20 protein-coding genes are annotated in these 18,229 nt (G+C 41.2%); 1 reads left to right on the forward strand and 19 read right to left on the reverse strand.

The genetic code is table 11. From position 1 onward, the window contains the following. Nucleotides 1-5: 5 nt before the first annotated feature. Entirely contained in the window at nt 6-809 is an 804-nt protein-coding gene (dapB, locus tag ACYH0L_RS10060; RefSeq protein ID WP_256498732.1) for a 4-hydroxy-tetrahydrodipicolinate reductase, read from the reverse strand. 5 nt (nt 810-814) lie between these two features. Next, nucleotides 815-1,150: a nucleotide pyrophosphohydrolase gene (locus ACYH0L_RS10065; protein ID WP_008344575.1), complete on the reverse strand. Its 336-nt coding sequence runs from the start codon at nt 1,148-1,150 to the stop codon at nt 815-817. A 137-nt stretch (nt 1,151-1,287) separates the two neighbouring features. Between ACYH0L_RS10065 and ACYH0L_RS10070 the strand changes: the two genes are divergently transcribed. Then, complete coding sequence (locus ACYH0L_RS10070) at nt 1,288-2,160, forward strand: YitT family protein (RefSeq protein WP_034318953.1); 873 nt, start codon at nt 1,288-1,290, stop codon at nt 2,158-2,160. 31 nt (nt 2,161-2,191) lie between these two features. On the opposite strand, the gene ypjB is transcribed toward ACYH0L_RS10070, so the two are convergent. From ypjB to trpE, 17 genes are all read right to left on the reverse strand, one after another. After that, nucleotides 2,192-2,995 (reverse strand): sporulation protein YpjB, encoded by an 804-nt coding sequence (gene ypjB, locus ACYH0L_RS10075; protein WP_099728070.1) that lies wholly within the window; start codon nt 2,993-2,995, stop codon nt 2,192-2,194. A gap of 65 nt (nt 2,996-3,060) precedes the next feature. Next, on the reverse strand, nt 3,061-3,654 hold the full coding sequence (gene lhaT / locus ACYH0L_RS10080; RefSeq protein ID WP_099728071.1) for a lipoprotein heptaprenylglyceryl N-acetyltransferase LhaT: 594 nt from the start codon (nt 3,652-3,654) through the stop codon (nt 3,061-3,063). 101 nt (nt 3,655-3,755) lie between these two features. Then, entirely contained in the window at nt 3,756-4,523 is a 768-nt protein-coding gene (locus ACYH0L_RS10085; protein WP_099728072.1) for a menaquinol-cytochrome c reductase cytochrome b/c subunit, read from the reverse strand. Nucleotides 4,524-4,564: 41 nt separating this feature from the next. Further along, nucleotides 4,565-5,239, reverse strand: coding sequence for a menaquinol-cytochrome c reductase cytochrome b subunit (qcrB, locus tag ACYH0L_RS10090; protein WP_003215804.1), 675 nt, complete (start codon nt 5,237-5,239; stop codon nt 4,565-4,567). A 2-nt stretch (nt 5,240-5,241) separates the two neighbouring features. After that, nucleotides 5,242-5,748, reverse strand: coding sequence for a ubiquinol-cytochrome c reductase iron-sulfur subunit (locus ACYH0L_RS10095; protein ID WP_007500911.1), 507 nt, complete (start codon nt 5,746-5,748; stop codon nt 5,242-5,244). A 143-nt stretch (nt 5,749-5,891) separates the two neighbouring features. Next, entirely contained in the window at nt 5,892-6,338 is a 447-nt protein-coding gene (locus tag ACYH0L_RS10100; RefSeq protein WP_230030325.1) for a YpiF family protein, read from the reverse strand. A gap of 61 nt (nt 6,339-6,399) precedes the next feature. Further along, the gene (locus tag ACYH0L_RS10105) at nt 6,400-6,939 is read right to left on the reverse strand and encodes a ReoY family proteolytic degradation factor (RefSeq protein ID WP_008344562.1); all 540 of its coding nucleotides are present in this window, start codon (nt 6,937-6,939) and stop codon (nt 6,400-6,402) included. Nucleotides 6,940-7,014: 75 nt separating this feature from the next. Continuing rightward, on the reverse strand, nt 7,015-8,286 hold the full coding sequence (locus tag ACYH0L_RS10110; RefSeq protein ID WP_099728074.1) for a tetratricopeptide repeat protein: 1,272 nt from the start codon (nt 8,284-8,286) through the stop codon (nt 7,015-7,017). 289 nt (nt 8,287-8,575) lie between these two features. Continuing rightward, nucleotides 8,576-9,862 carry a 3-phosphoshikimate 1-carboxyvinyltransferase gene (gene aroA, locus ACYH0L_RS10115; protein WP_410608709.1) on the reverse strand — a complete coding sequence of 429 codons (1,287 nt, stop codon included), beginning with the start codon at nt 9,860-9,862 and terminating at the stop codon, nt 8,576-8,578. A gap of 10 nt (nt 9,863-9,872) precedes the next feature. Next, on the reverse strand, nt 9,873-10,988 hold the full coding sequence (locus ACYH0L_RS10120) for a prephenate dehydrogenase (RefSeq protein WP_099728075.1): 1,116 nt from the start codon (nt 10,986-10,988) through the stop codon (nt 9,873-9,875). 115 nt (nt 10,989-11,103) lie between these two features. Continuing rightward, entirely contained in the window at nt 11,104-12,201 is a 1,098-nt protein-coding gene (gene hisC / locus ACYH0L_RS10125; RefSeq protein WP_099728076.1) for a histidinol-phosphate transaminase, read from the reverse strand. An 11-nt stretch (nt 12,202-12,212) separates the two neighbouring features. Next, complete coding sequence (gene trpA, locus ACYH0L_RS10130) at nt 12,213-13,016, reverse strand: tryptophan synthase subunit alpha (RefSeq protein ID WP_482354003.1); 804 nt, start codon at nt 13,014-13,016, stop codon at nt 12,213-12,215. Beyond that, entirely contained in the window at nt 13,013-14,212 is a 1,200-nt protein-coding gene (gene trpB, locus ACYH0L_RS10135) for a tryptophan synthase subunit beta (RefSeq protein WP_099728078.1), read from the reverse strand. Before trpB ends, trpA begins: the two co-directional genes overlap by 4 nt. Further along, the gene (locus ACYH0L_RS10140) at nt 14,193-14,861 is read right to left on the reverse strand and encodes a phosphoribosylanthranilate isomerase (RefSeq protein WP_482354004.1); all 669 of its coding nucleotides are present in this window, start codon (nt 14,859-14,861) and stop codon (nt 14,193-14,195) included. Before ACYH0L_RS10140 ends, trpB begins: the two co-directional genes overlap by 20 nt. Continuing rightward, a complete protein-coding gene (trpC, locus tag ACYH0L_RS10145) occupies nt 14,858-15,610 on the reverse strand; it encodes an indole-3-glycerol phosphate synthase TrpC (protein WP_099728080.1) in 753 nt (250 codons plus the stop codon). Before trpC ends, ACYH0L_RS10140 begins: the two co-directional genes overlap by 4 nt. Then, nucleotides 15,603-16,625 carry an anthranilate phosphoribosyltransferase gene (gene trpD / locus ACYH0L_RS10150; RefSeq protein WP_482354005.1) on the reverse strand — a complete coding sequence of 341 codons (1,023 nt, stop codon included), beginning with the start codon at nt 16,623-16,625 and terminating at the stop codon, nt 15,603-15,605. Before trpD ends, trpC begins: the two co-directional genes overlap by 8 nt. After that, complete coding sequence (gene trpE / locus ACYH0L_RS10155) at nt 16,597-18,144, reverse strand: anthranilate synthase component I (protein WP_327924705.1); 1,548 nt, start codon at nt 18,142-18,144, stop codon at nt 16,597-16,599. Before trpE ends, trpD begins: the two co-directional genes overlap by 29 nt. Nucleotides 18,145-18,229: the final 85 nt, after the last annotated feature.

The following is an 18,229-nucleotide window of genomic DNA, read 5'->3' on the forward strand; positions in this document are numbered from 1 at the left end:
CCTTATTAGTCGATGATATTTTCTAAGCCATAGACAAGTTGATCAATGTGCATGACCTGTTCTACTGAAAGCTTCACACCTGACATAAATGATGCACGGTTATAAGAATCGTGACGAATGGTCAAAGTCTGTCCGTCCATCCCAAACAGCACTTCTTGATGTGCAATCATACCTGGAAGCCTTACACTGTGCAGACGGATGCCATCATAATCTGCTCCTCGTGCGCCTTCAATTAATTCTTTTTCTTCTGGATGTCCCTGCTTTTTGCTTTCTCTTACTTCTGCAATCATTTCAGCCGTTTTTAACCCAGTACCGCTCGGGGCATCCAGTTTTTTATCATGATGAAGCTCAATGATTTCAATGTCAGGAAAGTAATTCGCTGCCATTTTGGCAAACTTCATCATTAAAACGGCACCGACAGCAAAGTTAGGTGCAATGATACAGCCTATGCCCTTTTCTTCTGTTAATTGCTGAAGCTCTTTTAGGTCAGCTTCTGAAAAACCAGTTGTGCCTACGACTGGACGCACGCCATGTTCAAGTGCTTTTTTTGTATGTACTTTCCCGATTTCTGGTGTCGTCAGATCAATTAATACATCAGGTGCTGTCTCTGAAAGACACACATCAATATCTGTATAAATTGGCGCATCAGATGTCGTTTGAATCACGTCAGATAACTTTTTTCCTTCGTGCGCGTGATCAAGTGCTGCCACTAGCTCAAAATGGCTTGTTTCTTCTGCCAGCTTGACAGCCTCTATCCCCATTCTTCCTCTTGCTCCAGCGATTACTACTTTGATGGTTTGGTTCGTCATCGTCTCTACTTCCCTTCTTTTTTCGTCCAGCGGTCTTTGTCTCTAGTATTAAATTTATGCATCACACGATCATGGGCTTCTTCAAGTGATATATTGAGTGAATTGGCCAGGCATGTTAACACAAACAATACATCACCAATTTCTTCTTCCATGCTTTTTTCCGTTTCGGTTGTTTTTTTCGGCTTCTCTCCATAATAATGGTTAACCTCTCTTGCCAGCTCGCCTAATTCTTCAGTCAGACGGGCCATCATGGCAAGCGGGCTAAAATAGCCTTCTTTAAATTGTCCTATGTAATCATCTACTTCTTGCTGCACGTGACGCAGCGTTTTTTCATTCGTCATGAAGCTCATCCTCCTATCCGTCTCTTACATGTTAGCGAAATCATAAATATTTGACAAATGTTTAAAACTCAGTTTGCTTGTTTCTTTCCCATACCATATAATATTATCGCTGTCTAAGCAAAAAAAGGAGTGATCTCTTGCTAAAAGAAATTCGTCTTAAAAATATCGTCTTTATTTTAATAGGATCTGCGATTTTTTCTTTCGGTCTTGTTCATTTTAATATGCAGAACAACTTGGCGGAAGGCGGATTTACAGGTATTACACTGCTTTTATATTTTCTATTTCACATTGACCCATCCATTTCAAACCTTGTCTTAAACATTCCGATCTTTTTTATCGGCTGGAAAATGCTCGGCAGAACGATGTTTACTTATACAATTGTAGGAACAGTCAGTCTTTCTGTCTTCCTTGCCATCTTCCAGCGCTTTCAAATACATATGCCTCTCCAGCACGATTTAGCCTTAGCCGCACTCTTTGCAGGTGTCTTTATCGGAACAGGCCTCGGGATCATCTTTAAATTCGGCGGTACAACAGGCGGCGTGGACATTATCGCAAGACTGATCAACAAGCATTATCATGTGGCCATGGGAAGAACGATGTTTATCTTCGACGCATGCGTCATTACCATCTCTCTCACCTATTTAAATTACAAAGAAGCCATGTATACACTCGTCGCAGTGTTTGTTGCTGCAAAAGTTATCGACTTCATGCAAGAAGGCGCTTACGCAGCCAAAGGGGCGATGATTATTTCTGAAAAGGATGACATCATTCAAAAGAAAATCACGGAAGAAATGGAACGCGGTGTGACCATTTTAAAAGGTGTCGGTTCCTATACGAAACAGGAACGCAATGTCCTTTATTGTGTCGTTCCAAAAAATGAGCTTGTCCACCTCAAAAGCGTCGTCACCTCAGTGGATCCTCATGCGTTTGTATCAGTGAGTGACGTGCATGACGTACTCGGTGAAGGCTTCACATTAGATGAACACAAAAAGCCGCTCAATCCCCATTAAAAAAAGAAGCCCAAAAATGGTGCTTCTTTTTTCATGATTTTGGATAATCAGCCTGCCGCTTTTGTTTCTTCTCTTTTTCAGCACGGTATTTCCGAAATCCAACATACGTTAAAGTGAGTAAAATCATACTGCCTGTTGTTAAGATGACCCATAAAAGCGATGGATCCGCTTCATCTTGATCGACGTTAGCAAATACACTCGATAAATCCTCTTCCAGCTTTGTGAGACGCTCAAGCTTTGTCCCACTCGAAGCTTTTAAAAATCCACCTTGTTCAATCACTTCCATGTGCTGCTTAATCGTTTGAAGCTTTTCAGGCGAAATATCGATGGTTAAACTCGGATAAATCATATCGTATAAAGAAACCAGCTCGTTCCAAGTTTCATAGAACGTTGTGGATTCTGGATCTTCCACTTCCTTTTTCAAAGTAGGAAAAGACCCCATAATGGGCTTCTCCAGCGAACCCCAAAGAGGTTCAGAATCCGATTGAATCGCATCGATCAGCATTCTAAACTGAGAGGCATAACGAAGCTTTTCCCGCTCATTCAATTCTTCCTGCGGGAGCCCTTTAATGATATCTTGATAGCCAAGTGTAATTTGCCGAACCTGTGTATTCGTCAGAGTTCCACGCCAATTCTCAGCTTTAAATGTCTTTTCAACATACAATGCGACCTGTAATGCCTCATCATATTTAGCTTGTCTCGTTAATTGAAAGATTGAATCTGATAGTTCCGTTAATTCTTGCAGCGCTTTAGCGGCTGTTTCCTCACCTTTAGCTACAGCTGGATGTAATACGAGAAAAAATAATAGAATCATCGCGATTGGCTTTCGTTTCATGCAAGTCCCTCCTAGCCCTTCTCCATACAGCGTATGAAGAAAAGGACAAGGTTAGACCAACATTGTTAAGGGAGTTCAAGCTTGACCGATTTTTTCGATAGGACGAGATAATACGAAACAAGAAGAACAGCGATACTCAACCAAAACGTGACATAGCCGATCTCATTCGAATATGCAGAAAGCACAGAATACCGCGGCATCATACCAAATACATAATCAATCACATCATTATGTAAAATCCAAATGCCAGCTACAACCAAATGGCGCATGTGAAAACGGTAATAAGGCGCAAATAATACGGCCTGAACCGCCATCGCAAAGTGTGAACCAATCAGCATATACCCTTCCCACGGGAAATCATCAACCGAAACGAGCACAAAAATATTCATTCCTACAGCCCATAACCCATATTTAATCAAGGTCACAAGCGCAAGCGCTTCAAAATAAGGGGCGTGACGTTTCATCAGAAAGGCTAGCAATACAAATAAAAAGAAAAAGCTTGCCGTTGGGCTGTCTGGAACAAAAGCTAAAAAGATAGCCGGCGTCTCTACGAGCTGCGGAATATACCAATAGTAGCCGTACACAGTGCCAAGGAAATTAACAATAAGCACCAGTACAAGCATGTAGCGCGTGGCTAGCAGATATTGAATCCATCTCATATGTCTCTTCACTCACGATCTGTTAAAATCAGAAAAAAGCTGACAGCGCCAGCTTTTTTCTCTTTTGAGTATATCCTTGTACTTGCATTTAAACAACTGAATTATTTTGATTTGACCTCAGATAAATATTTAGAGAGCTTTTCAAGTTCTTCATCGCTGCCTTTAAAGATACCCTTAGGCATGTTGCCTTTTCCTTCTACAGCAATTTTAGCAATTTCCTCAGGCGGAAGACCGTTGTCAACAAGTGACGGTCCAGCTGCTCCGCCTTGCATATTATCCCCGTGACAGGAGATACATGTCTGCTCTTGATAAATTTTATACTCTTCGGCTGAGGTGTCAATCTCCGCTTCTTTCTTAATTTCACCTTGTTTCGCAGCTGCTTCCCAATCATGAGTAGCAACAGACTCCCAAGTTAAATATATTGCTGCACCAACTGCAAGGATCATCATCCCCACTGCAACCGGTCTTCTATACGGTCTGCGTTCAGGACCAGAATCAAGAAATGGTGCGAGCAATAGTGCACCAAACGCAATCCCAGGCATAATCATCGCGCCAACTACAGTATAGCTTCCTGCAGCAAATTCATATTTTAATAACTGGTACAAAAATAGGAAATACCAGTCTGGCAGCGGAATGTAGCCAGTATCTGTTGGATCAGCCATCCGCTCAAGCGGAGGTGCATGAACAACAGTTAGGACAAGAAATCCAATTAAAAAAACGGCACCTACAAGCCATTCCTTTAAAAGAAAGTTCGGCCAAAAGGCTTCTGTTTTTCCCGGATATTCGGAATAGTCTTTAGGTATGTTAGGTTTCCTTTCTGCCGGAATTCTAGAATCTCCGACAAACTTCATCCCTTTTCCCCTATGCAAAGTCATCCCCTCCTCATTGAACATTCATCAAACGCAAATTTTTATAGCGGTCCAGAAATTCCTTGCTTACGAATCATAATAAAGTGGGCAGCCATCAGCCCAAATAATGCCGCTGGCAAGAAAAAGACATGGATAGCGAAAAATCTCGTCAGCGTTTGTGCTCCTACAATGTCAGGATGACCTGCAAGCAGCGTTTTGATCTCTTTTCCAATGAAAGGTGTTGCCTCTGCAATTTGAAGACCAACCTTCGTCGCAAACAGCGCCTTCATATCCCATGGTAAAAGATAACCTGTAAAACCAAGTCCAAGCATCACAAAGAAAATGAGCACACCAACAATCCAATTTAACTCTCTAGGCTTTTTATACGCCCCTTGGAAAAAGACCCTTAGCGTATGTAAAAACATCATGACAATCACTAGACTCGCACCCCAGTGGTGCATTCCTCTGACAATCTGACCAAATGCCACTTCATTCTGCAAATAATAGACAGATTCCCATGCATTTTTAATGTCCGGCACATAATACATCGTTAAAAACATGCCCGAAAGGACTTGAATGACTGTCACAAAAAACGTTAGACCGCCAAAACAATACACAAAAGCGGAGAAATGATGCGCTGGATTGACGTGCTCTGGCACCTCATGATCCGCAATATCTCTCCATATCGGTGTAATGTCTAGCCGCTCATCTACCCAGTCGTAAATCTTGTTAAGCATCGTTACCCTTCCCCTTTCGGCACAGCTTTTCCAAGATAGAGGTATCCGTCCTTCACTTGCTGCTTATAATGGTCAAGCGGTGCAAGCGGTGGAGTTCCGGGTACGTTTGTACCATCCTTGTCGTACAGCCCATAGTGACACGGGCAGAAAAATTTGTTTGGATTTTTCGGATCACTGTTCCAGTTCACTGTACATCCTAAATGTTTACAGATTGGCGATAAAGCGACAATTTCATCCCCTTCTTTGTACACCCATGCTGACCTAGATTCCTTTGACTCATACCACGCATCTACTTGATCAATTTTAAAGTCAAAGCGCTTCGGTTCCTTCGTCAGTTCATCGACACTGACAACTTGAACCATATCCTGATCCTCTGTTCCTTTTAGCACAGGGTCAAGCGCAAAGCGAACCATAGGCATGAGCATTCCAGCGGCCATAAATCCCCCCACGCCGGTCAACGTGTAATTCAAAAATTGACGCCTGGACACTCCATGTCTCTTCTCGCTCATTTTTTTCTCCCCCCTCAGGTCGTCAGCTACTTTATAACTGAATTAGAAAAAATTTCATAAAACTAGGACACCCTCATAATATATCAATCTATTCACAAGGTCAACAGCCTAAAAAGCTATGTACAATGCAAATGTAAGGGTTTTTATGAAGGGTTCCATTTTTGTAACAAAAAGTTCAAAATTTGTTCTACACTATCTTGAATGACTTTTTGCTTTAATTCGACCTTTAAGTGCTCTAGCGGAACCGGCTTCAACAGAAATAGTGTTTCACTGATTTCTGAATGCTCCTTCCAGTTGTGATCAGATGTGATGAACACGACATGCTGAAAATGCTCTTGTAAGGACTGCTTGACCGCAAGTGTGTCGTCTTGTTTACGATCAATTACTTCTAAATATGTATGTGATGGAAAAAGAAACACTCGCCCTTTCAGTTGCCTTTCAAGTTCCTCTGCCACAAGAATTGTAAACTCACCTAGAGACACGGTTTGTTTGATTTGGTTCGCATCTATTCCAACTAATGGAATGATAGCGGTATCAATGTAATCTTTAGATTGCAAAAAGCGATCCGCATCCTCCGCCTGAAACTTCATCTATTTCCCCTCTTTCATGACATAAGCCCTGCCTGTATAGGGCAAGGCTTATTGGTTCAGTTTATGATAATAGGCTTAATTCTTTTGCTAACTTATTAAATGTTTCTTGATCATGACGGTCAAGTGCTTCATCTATTTCTTTCATAAGTCGTTCTTTTTGGAAAGTAGCGATAGAGTGCTCGAGCACTTTCTCAGCAAGATCTTTATCTTTTTCATTTTCATAAAGATCCTTTGGAATATGTGGATTTGTTTCAAGAACAGCTGCATATTCCGGCGAACGATACGCAGAACGGAAATTCAATTGAATAAACAAATCTTGCTGTTTATTCAAACGAATATCATGAAATGACTTTTCAGCATCTGTCGTCATAATGTTTTCTTTATAAAATCTAAAGGGAACTTCATCCACACAGTGTGTTGACATAATGATTCCCCTTGGGCAAAATTCTGCTTGCTCTACAAAATGAACCTTTTCCATCAAAGAGTCGTGACTCATTAAATAATTTAATATCCAAACACACTCTCTTCGCTTTAACTGATAATGGTTTAAGAACCACCGGATAAATTCCTTTTTTTCATTGACAGAAACAGGGGTCTGCATGTTATTCCCTCCTCTATCGTAAATTAAATTGCTATACATGAATTATTCAACAAACCAGTTCTTCATTCCTGCAAACTATAAGGAAATTTCGTCTTCAATTCTTAAAATCGTTTCTTCAATTTCTTCATTCGTGCCATCTTTCTGAAGAACTTTACGCAATAACGGCAAGGCTTCTTTTTGTCTGCCTTCTTCTAAAAGGAACGAAGCGTATTCATATAAAAAGTCACGCTCCTCATCAAAATCAGGCAGAGCAAGCTTGAAGTACTCGGCTGCTTCTTTGTATTCCTCTCGTCCGACAGAAGCAGATGCAGCATACCAATTCCATTTTGGATCATCTTCCCCAAAACTTTTCACTTCTTTAATGACATCAAGGATTTCATCAAAAAGTTCTTCATTTAGATAGATCGCAAGCAATGTTTGAATCGCTTCAATATATCCTGGATCAAGAGCAAGTGCTTCTTGAAGCAGCTTTTTCGCATCTTCTGAATCACCATTTTTCAAATCAATCTTTGCACCATATAAATATAATTCTTTGTTATACTCATCAACTTTAATACCCTCTTTTACTACCTCTAAAGCCTCGTGATATAGCCCTTCTTCCTCATAACTTTTCGCTAAAGGCATATAAAGTGATGAATAAGACGGATCAATATCTTTTAGTTGTGAAAGCTGCTGAATGGCTGTTTTCGTTCTGCCAGCTCTCATCGCTGTAAATCCATAGCCAAAGAGTGTATTCGGGTCCGCTTGATCTTTTACTGCCTTTTCGTACCATTCAAGCGCATCCTCAAATTCCCCAGCTGTGCTGAGGGATTCAGCGAGCCGCTGGTATACATTGACGCCGCCAACCTCATTTTGTTGATCTGCCACTTTGTAGAAATAGTCGGCTGCTTTCTTTGAAAGCCCTTGAGAAAAATACAATTCACCTAATGCAAAATCAATGATGGCTTCATTCGGAAGTAGTTCTTTCGCTTTTAAAAGCTTTTGTTCACTGACTTCAAATAGTCCTTGCATTTGATACAAATCTGCCATTAATAATAAACTCTCTGGATACGCATCGTCATCTTCAGGAATCGTTTCTAATACAGCAATCGCCTTCTCTTCTTCATCTGAGTCAATTAATAGCTCTGCATAAAAACACGTTAATCCGGTTTCCTCTGGATATAAATCATGTAAATCACTAATGAGATTCCGCGCTTTGTCGATATCTCCCCAGTCATAATATAACTGAGCTGCCTGCGCTTTTTCTTCATCATGCAACTGCTTTTCTGCTCGAGCAAGTGTTTGAAGTCCTTTTTCAGTCTCACCTGCCTCAACTAATTTTATGGCTTCTTGTAATGAACTATTCAAATCAAACCGTTCCTTTCTGTTTCCAAAAACTTAAACTGTTGTTACTTCATATCATAATCGACAGCTACACATCCAGCAAATATGTTGCCCTTTTAAAATGAACCCATTTTAGTTTTTTAAAGACTCTTTTTCAATTAATCCTTTACGAAACTGACGATTTATAAACTGCAGGCACTCGAAAATCATTTTTTATCGGGCAAAATGATTTTTTTCAAGGTTTCACCTTGAGACAAGCTATGCTATATTTCTTTCAAATATGCAAAAGGAAAGAAAAAGCCTGAGGACATCCTCAGACTGTTTTCGTTAAGTATTCAATGTGTTCAAAGAAATTCGGGTAAGATACACGCACGGCATCTGTATCTTCAATCTCGACTGCTTGTTCTGTGATACATGCGGCAATTCCTAACATCATACCGATTCTGTGATCTCCGTAGCTTGAGACGACTGCACCGCCTGTAAGCGTGGTTTTACCATGAATTTTCATTCCATCATCCGTTGCTTCAATATCGGCACCAAGTTTTTTGAGTTCAGAAACCACTGTATCAATTCGATTGGTTTCTTTTACTTTTAACTCAGCAGCATCTTTAATGATCGTCGTTCCTTCCGCTTGGGTAGCAAGAAGCGCAATAATAGGAATTTCGTCTATGAGTCTTGAGATCATATCACCAGAAATTTCAATCCCTTTTAATGAAGAGGTAGAAATCGTTAAATCACCATATGGTTCTCCGCCTTTGGCATCCACTTCATTGATGTCAAGATTTGCACCCATTTGTTTCAGCACATCAATAATACCCGTTCTTGTTTTATTTAGGCCGACATTTTTTAATACAATCCGGCTGTTAGGAACGATAGATCCAGCTACAAGGAAGAACGCAGCTGAAGAGATGTCCCCAGGGACAAATATATCTGTTGCTTTTAACGTTTGTCCACCTTTGATTGAAACACTTTGTGCATCTTCATTTAGCGAGACACCAAACATTGAGAGCATTCTTTCTGTATGATCTCTTGATTTATGTGGTTCAGTTAACGTCGTCGTTCCATCTGCTTGAAGTCCAGCTAAAAGGACAGCAGACTTAATTTGTGCACTTGCAACAGGAGACTCATAAGAGATGGCTTTTAAATTGCCACCACGAATAGACAGTGGCGTATACTCGCCGTTTGCTCTGCCATCTATTTTGGCTCCTAGTTGTTTAAGCGGACCCGTCACCCGTTTCATTGGTCTTTTGGCAATACTTTCGTCACCGATCATTGTACTGTGAAACTCACAACCAGCTAAGATCCCCATCATTAATCGAATGGTTGTACCAGAATTACCAACATCGAGGATGTCAACCGGCTCCTTAAGCTCTTTCAATCCCTTGCCATGAATGATCACATCTGTACCTTTTTGTTCGATTTCAACGCCCATCTTTCTAAAGCAATCAATCGTACTTAAACAATCGGCTCCAGGAAGAAAGTTTTTCACCACCGTTGTCCCATCAGCAATTGCACCAAACATCACGGATCTATGAGAAATGGATTTATCGCCTGGAATATGAATTTCTCCGTTCATAGGAGCATTTTTATGAATTTTCATGTTTGTCACCTCAGTCAGCATAAAATGTATCGTAATTCGCTCTCTTTTTTATACAGATTTCTGCACGCTTGCGATCATCATCTGTTTGAAAACTAATGCGTAAAATCCCGTTAATGTCTTCTCGTGTTTCAATAATCCGGATATTCGTAATACTGATGTTTTCACTAGCTAAATATCCTGTAATCTCCGAAATGACCCCCGGGTGATCCGGAACATCCACATAAAGGTCATAGAAAGCAGGAATCGCTCCTTTTTTCCTCAGAGGAAGACCATCGCGATATTCCTTTGCATCTTGAAAATATGAGAACAATCCTTCAGCGTCTTCTTGTTGCACAAAGGACTCAATGCGGTCGATCTCTTTTTTCCATTCATGGAACCGATCTAAAATCTTGTTTTTATTGTGCAGAAGGATATCTCGCCACATTGCAGGATTACTTGAAGCAATTCGCGTAATATCACGAAAGCCTCCAGCAGCAAACCGTTTTACAAGAGGAAATTGTTCTTCAAAATGATGCGCTTGATGCACAAGACTGGCTGCCACAATATGAGGGAAATGACTAATAACACTTGTCACAGCGTCATGTTCTTCTGGGGTCATCTCAATGAAATGAGCATGTGTCCCTTTTAGCAAATCCTTCAAACGATCAACAGCCTGACGATTCGTTTCCTTTGCCGGCGTTAAAATGTAGAATGCATTTTCAAATAAAAAGTCTTTCGCTGCAATGACACCTGACTTATGAGAGCCTGCCATTGGATGTCCACCAATAAATTGGTAGTGATCAGGCAGCGTTTTTTCAGCAAAATTGACGACCTTTTGCTTTGTGCTGCCAACATCAGTAATCGTGAGCTCTCTTTCAATCCCAGATGCTGCAATATCACTAAGCATCTTGACTGTTTGTTGGACTGGTGTTGCCAAAATAATGGTTGATGCTTCATTTAGACCTGCCATTAATGAATCGGCTGTTGCATCAATGATACCCAGCTTTGTTGCAGCAACCATTTGCTCTTTGGAAACATCGTAGCCTACAATTTTTTTATGAGGATACTCTTTTTTAATCGACAGTGCAATGGAACCACCAATTAAACCAAGTCCAGCGATTAATATTGTTTCGTTTGCATCGTTCATGTTCATCACCTGATTTTTCGCAAAAATTAAACAAGCCATTTCAAAAGCTTATATGTATATTGGATTGGTACAATGAAAGCCATATCCTATAGCAGGATATGACTTCATTGTTATGCTACGCACGAATGCCTTGTAATAAATCGGCAAGTGTAGTTAGAATTTCTTCATTTTGCTCCTTTGTTCCCACAGTAATACGTAAAGAAGTTGGGAAACCAAGTGCTTTACCAGAACGAACAATATAGCCTTTTTTCAATAATGCTTGAAACAGTTCGTCTGCATCTCTTTTAAAATCAATGAGTACAAAGTTTGTTTGAGACGGATAGATAAATAGTCCAAAACGGTCAGCAAATTCTTGATATTGCATAAGACCTGCTTCATTTTTTTGTCTACACGATTGAATAAAGTCTTGATCTTTTATGGCTGCACGCGCAGCTGCCTGAGCGATACGACTTGTATTAAATGGCTCTCTCGCTGGTTCAATGGCAGTAATCAGTTCCTCTGACGCAATCCCATAGCCTACTCGAAGCGCCGCAAGCCCATAGGCTTTAGAAAACGTACGAAGTACGATGATATTTTGATATGAGTTTAATAAAGATAAACTGTTCGGGAAGTCTTCCGCCCGAACGTATTCAAAATACGCTTCATCTAGAACGACAAGCACGTGAGGTGGTACTTGATCTAAAAACGCCACAAGCTCTGCTTCTGATAAATGATTCCCAGTCGGATTATTTGGATTACATACCCACAAGACCTTCGTTTTTTCATCAATCGCATCCAGCATCCCTTGGAGATCGTGAGCTCCTTCCTCTAAAAGAGGCACTTCTCGAATCTCTGCATGTTCAATCACTGCATTGTGACGGTATTGCGGAAAAGATGGAGACGGAATGACGGTATTTGTATGTTGGTCAAGGAATGCTCTAGCAATAATTTGCACAAGTTCATCTGAGCCATTCCCGAATATTAATTGTTTTTCACTCACTTGAAGAAATTCGGCCAGTTCCGTTCTTAAACTCGCGCTGTATCCATCTGGATAAATCGCTAATTGTTCAAGCTCGGCTTGTATCGCCTCTCTTGCATGTGTGGAACATCCAAAAGGGTTTTCATTTGAAGCCAATTTCACAATTTTGTCTAATTGATATTCTTTTTTGACCTCTTCAATTGGTTTCCCAGGTTGATACGGTTTTAGTTGTTTTAATTGATCCTTGATTTGCAAAATGTTTCACCTCATTTGAATGAATAGAGGGGACTAAATGTTTTTGCATATGTTTCAAATTCTCTTAAAGCATCTTGACGTGTATCACTTGCTAACAATTGTTCTTGAAGCTCTTCAATTTTTTTCACAAGTGCACTGCCTACAACGACACCGTCACTCAATTTATTCATTGAGTCTACCTGCTCTCTTGTTGAAATGCCAAAACCTACCGCAACCGGTATGTGACTCAGCTGTTTCACTTGTTGAATAAAATCAGTAATTGATGCGTCAAAGGATTGCCGGACACCTGTTACACCAAGAGATGAAACACAATACACAAAACCTTCTGCCTGCTCTACGATTTTTTCTAATCGTTCTTTGCTTGTTGGTGCAACGAGCGAAATATATGAAATGTCATGTGTTTGACAGTTCTCTTGCAGCTCGCTGCTCTCTTCAAACGGCAAGTCGGGTGTTAAGAGTCCCGAAATATGATTTTTGCGCAGTAAAGCGAAAAAGTATTCTGTGTCTAATTGTAACACAGGATTGTAATACGTAAATAGAATTACGGGAATTTCCAAACCGTTTTTTTTCATCTTCCCTGCTAATTCTATCGCTTTTACGATATTCATGCCATGATTTAGAGCTCTTTTGGAGGCTCTTTGAATGACAGGACCGTCCGCTAGTGGATCGGAATAAGGAACACCTAGTTCAATCGCATGTGCACCAGCTGCTTGAAGAGTGATGGCTAAATCAATGGTGATCTCTTCTGACGGATCTCCTGCCGTGATAAATGGAATGAATAAATTCTCATCTTGCTCTAATTGAAATGTGATCATTTTGTTTTGTCCTCACTTTCAAGCACATTCATTAATGTATGCACATCCTTATCTCCTCTTCCTGACAGGCAGACAAGGACGATTTCGTCTTCACTCATATTCCGGCTCATCTCAAACGCTTTGGCTAAGGCGTGTGCTGATTCAATCGCTGGCAGGATTCCTTCTTTTTCTGTCAGCAGCTTTAGCGCATCTAGTGCTTCTTGATCAGTGGCACTGACATATTGAACCCGACCGCTTGCATGCAAATATGCGTGCTCTGGTCCGATCCCGGGATAGTCTAATCCAGCGGAAATAGAATACGGCTCAATAATTTGGCCAAATTCGTCTTGGATCAGATATGTTAAAGATCCATGAATTACACCTTTTGTTCCTTTCGTGATGGTCGCTGCATGAAGGGGGGTATCTATTCCTTTCCCTGCTGCTTCTACACCAATGATATCTACCTCTTCATCTAAGAATGCTCTGTACATTCCAATGGCATTACTCCCGCCGCCAACGCAGGCAATGACTTTATGAGGAAGCTGACCTTCTTTTTCAAGTATTTGCGATTTTGCCTCATCACCGATCATCCGCTGGAATTCACTGACGATTTGAGGATACGGATGAGGTCCAACGACTGATCCAATCATATAAAAATGATCGCTGCAGTGCTGGACCCAATAGCGGATGGCTTCGTTGGTTGCATCTTTTAATGTGCCGTTCCCGCTTGTGACAGGTATGACCTCAGCGCCGAGCAGTTTCATTCGGAATACATTGAGTGATTGTCTTTCCACGTCTTCTTTTCCCATAAATACGGTGCAGGATAATCCAAACTTTGCTGCCACCGTTGCAGCGGCTACTCCGTGCTGACCTGCTCCTGTTTCGGCGATAATGTTTGATTTCCCCATTTTTTTCGCTAGCAGGGCCTGACCAAGTGCATTGTTAATTTTATGAGCGCCTGTATGGTTTAAATCTTCTCTTTTTAAATAGATTTTTGCACCACCGACGTATGCTGATAATTGGTCAGCATATGTGAGCGCAGTCGGTCTGCCTGAATAGTTTTTCAGAAGCGATATATATTCCTTTTGAAAAGCAGGGTCTTCTTTTAAGTCACGAAATGCTTTCTCGATTTCTTCTAGTGGCTGCATGAGCGTTTCTGGGACAAATTTCCCTCCGAATTCTCCATATCTGCCAATCTCATTTGGATATGCGTACATCGTTTAACATCCTTTCTTCGAGCGCTTTGATCTTTGCTATGCTTTTCTTCCCGTTTTCTTCTATTCCACTTGAAAGATCGATCGCTTCTGGACCATAGGCAAGCAGCTCTGTAATCGTTACTGGCGTCACTCCGCCTGCAATGACGCAATTTTTGCGCAAATGCTTTGCATGCTGAACATATGAAGGTACCGCCTCCCATGCAAAAGCTGTTCCAGAACCGCCTCTCATCCCTTTTACTTTCGCGTCAATGAGAAAGCCGTCGACAAAGGGCGCAAATGCCGTCATTTTTTCGAACGTTCCTGTTAAATTGGGCTCGTGGTGAAATACTTTCCATACAATAGCCCCTGTTTGCTCTTTTATTTCTTTTGCGTGTTCTCGTGTTTCATCTCCATGAAGCTGGACGATATCTAAAGGAATGTACTTTATGATGTCGCACACTTTTTGTATCTTTTCATTCACAAATACACCGGCGGTATCTTTCTCGCACTTCGTTTGTGCTAGCCATTGCTTCACTTGATCTGGATGGACCTGTCTTTTACTTGGAGCAAAGATAAATCCGATCGCATCCGCTTGAGATTGCGCGATGCAATCGACGTCCTTTTGCGTGACAGCCCCGCAATATTTTACATAAGGCTTCGTCATGTTCATTCTCCAAACAACGCTTTAACGGCTTTTTCCTGAGATTGCTCTCTCATTAATGATTCGCCAACAAGAACAGCGCTTGCTCCATGATTCTTCACAAAGGTCAGATCATCAAATGTCTGAATACCGCTTTCACTCACTAGTAAGACATCCTTTGGAACAAGTGGTGCAATCTCTTTTGTTTGCTCGACTGTTGTTGTAAATGTATTTAGATTCCGGTTGTTCACTCCAATGATCTCAGGGGTGAAAATGTTTAAAATGTTTGCCAGTGTATCTGCTGCATGTACCTCAACGAGGACATCAAGTCCTTTTTCTTTTGCTTCAGCATACAGCTCATACAGCTTTTGCGGCTCAAGGACTTCTCCAATTAATAAGATGGCATCAGCCCCTATGCGTTTTGATTCTTCTACTTGTATGGAATCAATGATGAAATCTTTTCTTAAAATTGGACATGCTACGTGTTCTTTAATGAGGGACAAGTACTCGTTTTTCCCTTGGAAAAACGGTTCATCCGTTAAGACAGATAAGCAATCTGCATTTGATTTTTCGTATGCTTTTGCTGTTTGTAAAGGATCAAAATTTGGCTGAATGATGCCTTTGGAAGGAGACGCTTTTTTCACCTCAGCAATAAGTCCGATCGAGCGATGAGGGTTCATAAGTGCTGCTTTAAATGATCGTCTTTCATAGTGTCCATCATCAGGTAATTGCAAGGTTTGGATATGTTCTTTTTTACGCGCGATAATTTGATTAAGCATAGATCTCTTCCTCTTTCTTTTTTTGTTTTAAACGGGCCAATTGTTCTTTGGCTGCGCCATTTTTAATCGATTCTAACGCTTTTAATGTTCCTGCCATCAGACTTTCTGACTTTCCTGCGACATATAGTGCTGCTCCAGCATTGAGGGCTGTAATATGAAGCGGCGCTCCTCCCGTTTGATGATTCAATATATTCTGAATTAAATTAGCACTCTCTTCCGGTGACTGGACCTGAATGTCTGATAAGTGCCCTTTTTCCAGTCCAAAGTCTTCTGGGTTTAGTGTATATTCTGTTATGACATTTTTCCTGAGTTCAATGACATATGAATTTGCTGTAATCGTTAATTCATCCAGCCCATCTTCTCCGCAAACAAACAGGACATGTTCTGGCTCTAAAGGCGCAAGGGCTTTCGCCATTAATTTTGCCTTTTCCTTTGAATACACCCCGATGATTTGCTTTTTGGCTTGCATCGGATGGCAAAGCGGACCTAATAGATTAAATACCGTCCGAAATCCAAGCTGCTTTCGGACTGCTGCTACTTGTTTCATAGATGAATGATAGAGCGGTGCAAATAAAAAGCCCATGTTTTTCTGCTGTATTTGTTGTCTTGTTTCTTCTGGTGTGGACTGAATTTGGATCCCAAGACATTCTAGCACGTCAGCACTCCCGCTTTTAGAAGAGACCGACCGATTTCCATGCTTGGCGATTTTGGCACCAGCAGCAGATGCTACAATGGCTGCGGCAGTTGATATATTAAATGTCGATAGCCCATCGCCTCCTGTACCGCACGTATCAACGACATCAAACGACGCTTCCATTGGCGCTGCATTTTGCCTTATTGCTTTCACGAAGCCTGTCATCTCTTCAGAGGTTTCCCCTCTAAGCGCTAAAATGGATAGACTTGCAGCGACTTCAGCATCTGTTAAAGAGCCGCTCATCATATCATGCATGAGTCTGTTCGCTTCATTTTCTGATAGAAATCCTCCATTAACAAGAGCTGATAGTCGTTGATTCATCTTGCACACTCTCCTTTTCTGAGAAAATATGTTCAGCAAGCTGAATGGCTTTCAGAAGCGCCCCTGCCTTGTTACATGTCTCTTCCCATTCATTTTCAGGAACAGAATCAGCGACAATACCAGCGCCTGCTTGTATAGAGGCGGTCTGATTTTTAACGCTCATGGTGCGAATGGTAATACAGGAGTCGATATTGCCGTCGAATCCAATATAAGCAATACAGCCGCCATACGTTTCTCTTGGCTCTGGCTCCATTTCATTTAATAATTGCATCGCCCTAATTTTCGGTGCACCTGTTAATGTGCCCGCTGGAAAAGCAGACATAAGCGCATCGACTGGATGCGTATCTTGCTTCAGCTTTCCTGTCACAATGGAGATGATGTGCATGACGTGTGAAAAGTTCACTACTTTTGTAAAAGTCGGGACGGATACACTGCCGTATTCTGCCACGCGGCCTACATCATTTCTGGCAAGGTCTACTAACATATAATGCTCTGCTTTTTCTTTTTCATCATCTAGCAGCTCTCTCGCTAGTGCAGCATCCTCTTCTTTTGTCGTTCCTCGTTTTCTTGTGCCTGCGATTGGATGAATTTCTAAGTGCCCATTCTTGGCATGAATTAATCGTTCTGGCGAGCTTCCGACTAAATCGCGATCCTTTAATTTCATAAAATACATATAGGGAGATGGATTCACAATCCGAAGCACGCGGTACAATTCAAATGAACTCACTGACACAGGGATATCAAAGCGCTGTGAGAGTACGCCTTGGAAAATATCACCCGCTCTAATGTACTCTTTGATTTTTTCTACGTCCTTTAAAAATTGCGTTTTTTCATATGTTGACGTCACTTGTTCAAAGGACGGTGGTTCGTTCATATTCGCTGATAAAATCAGTTCTTTCATATCAATCTTCGTGTGAAGCTGCTGAATCAAATATTCAAGCCGCTCTTGATTTTTCTTGTAAACTTGTATTTTTTCGTCCTTTGTTTCATTTCCAGTCAGCTGAGTGTATTGAATAAAATGAACATGATTCGTTTCATGGTCAAAAGCAATCATCGTTTGACAGACAAATAATGTGCAATGATCTGTCGGCGATGCGTTCCTATGCGGCCTGACAGAAGGTTCAATGCTTGGGATGAGATCGTAACTTAAGTACCCAACGGCCCCGCCTGTAAACGGGATATCAACATCTGGTGTCTTGATTTGATATTGCTCTTTCATCCAGTCTAGTAAATCTTTCAGCTCTTGCTTTTGCATCACTTCCTGCCCAGCAGCGTCACGTGCAATATATTGGTCTTGGTCGTCATGCAAGGTTAAGAAAGGGTGTAATCCGATGAAGGAATATCTCGACCAGCTAGAAGATTCGTCTTTGCTTTCTAGCAGATACACAATATCCTGTTTGAGTTTCTCGACAATTTGAATGGGTGAAAGTGTATCGACTGTAATGGTTTCAACAATCGGGATCGTTTTGTAGGACTCACTGTCCCTTAAAAATTGGGTAAGGTTTGATTGGGATTTCATAAGCACACTCCTTAAATGGGATTAAGGAGAATGAGGGGACATATAGAGGGTTTGTGTGAGTATACGAAATAAGCCTAAAAGAGGT

The sequence above is a fragment of the Bacillus sp. MC1252 genome (genome assembly GCF_056838025.1).